3 protein-coding genes are annotated in these 1755 nt (G+C 60.5%); 1 reads left to right on the forward strand and 2 read right to left on the reverse strand.

The genetic code is table 11. The annotated features are described in order from the left end of the window. Positions 1-1008, reverse strand: a 1008-nt coding sequence (locus tag VFE81_RS12250) for an AI-2E family transporter (RefSeq protein WP_325044844.1), incomplete at its 3' end; no start/stop codon positions are given. Positions 1009-1353: 345 nt separating this feature from the next. Here VFE81_RS12250 and VFE81_RS12255 point away from each other — a divergent pair. After that, complete coding sequence (locus tag VFE81_RS12255) at positions 1354-1626, forward strand: DUF3331 domain-containing protein (protein WP_325044845.1); 273 nt, start codon at positions 1354-1356, stop codon at positions 1624-1626. 17 nt (positions 1627-1643) lie between these two features. On the opposite strand, the gene VFE81_RS12260 is transcribed toward VFE81_RS12255, so the two are convergent. After that, a partial coding sequence (locus VFE81_RS12260) for a DUF6429 family protein (RefSeq protein ID WP_325044023.1) occupies positions 1644-1755 on the reverse strand: 112 nt, incomplete at its 5' end.

The following is a 1755-nucleotide window of genomic DNA, read 5'->3' on the forward strand; positions in this document are numbered from 1 at the left end:
GAACGTCTCCGCCCCGCCGAGAATACCGAATAGCACAAGCAGGAAAGGCAATCGCGTCGAGTTGCCGATCAGCACCGGCCGCACGAAATGCTCGGCGACGAACACCACGATCGAGCCGAACACCGCAAGCCCGATGGCTCCGGCAACCGAGCCTTGCGAAAACAGCCACAAGGCCGCGAGGCCGAACGTGATCGGCGCGCAGAACGGCAGCATGGCGGCGATCGCCGTGATGAACGCGAGCAGCGCGACGTGCGGCAAGCCGGTCACGAAATAGGCAACGCCCATCAACGCGCCCTCGCCGAGCCCGACCACCACCAGCCCCGACACCGTGCCGCGCACCGCCGCAGCCATACGCTCGAGCAACTGCGCGCCGTCGTCGCCGAAGCCGCGCCGCACGCCTTTCATCAGCGAACCCGATAAAAGCGGCCCCGCCTGAAAGATCACGAACAGCGTGACCAGCATAAAGGCGAACACCATCAGACCGTGCGCCGCGCGCGCGCCGAAGTGGCGGCCGAGCGTCATCACCGTGGTGCTGTGCAGCCCTTTCATTGCCGCCGAGTCGCGCAGCGGCTGCGCGAGATTGGCCTGCCACCAGGCTGAAATCTGTTGCACGCCGAACGGCAAGCGCTCGAGGATGTCCGGCATCGGAATACCGTTTTCCTGCACCGTCTTGAACCACTCGTTCATGTCATGGGCTTCGTGCAGCGCCTGTGTAATGCCGATACCGACCGGCAGCACCACCAGCAACGCGATCGCGAATGTCAGCACTGCGGCGATCAGCGTCGTGCGGCCCGTGAACCAGCGGCTGCCTTCCACCTTTTTAAAAAGCGGCCACAGCGCGATTGCAATGACGCCGGCCCAGGCCACCACCGCCATGAAATCGCGCACGACCCACAGCGCCAGCAGCACGAGTGCGATGTACAGGACGAGCAAAGCTGTTTTCTGCTTTTTCAGGCGATCAGGCGGTGTCGGCGATTCTGGCGGCGCTACGGGGGGGCGTGAAATCATGTGGGCTCTTCGGATCCTGTGGATATGCGCGCGAGCCGACCGGAAAAATGCAAACCCGCTACACTTGCATCGCACGGTCGCTCAACAATAACCACATCTTAAAGGAAGCACCGAAGCCCTTTGCAGATGGCATTTTCGTCGCGCTGCGTACAACACTGCGTTGCAAAAATCCACGCTATCGAAAATTCACAGCGCATATGGCCCGCAAAGCCCCGCCGTTTCGTGTAAGCGTGGATGTCAAGTTTCATTGTTGCTAATTCGAGAACAGTGTTTCAACTCCGGCACAATGGCTATCCAGGGCGCACGGGACTACATTCGGCACACCACAATACGGAGCCGACGATGATGACCTTAGAGTCCATCCCCCTTGACGGTACCAATGGCGTACGCATCGAAATTCTCGAGCGCTCCGACACCACGCTAGTGATCCGCTGGGTCGAACCGGGGCGCTGTCATTATGGCGAACAGCGGTGGCGGCGGCGCTCGGCGCATACGTCGGGAACGTGCGCAGTGACGCGGCGCAAGATTCGCCGCGGCGATGCGGTGTTCAAACCGGCTGAGCGGCCGGCGCCTTCGAATGCTTCCGCAATGATTTGTGCTGAGGTCCTAGTGTCGTGAGTTAGAAGTTCGTTGAATCACTTCCCGGTTCTTTCCGGAATGACAAAGTGCTGATAAAAAAGTCGCTCGGACTCGCGCAGTCCTTCTTCCGTAAAGATCACGGACTTCGTCTTGTTCACAGGGTCTTCG

Source organism: Paraburkholderia sp. (genome assembly GCF_035656215.1).
Lineage (GTDB): Bacteria > Pseudomonadota > Gammaproteobacteria > Burkholderiales > Burkholderiaceae > Paraburkholderia.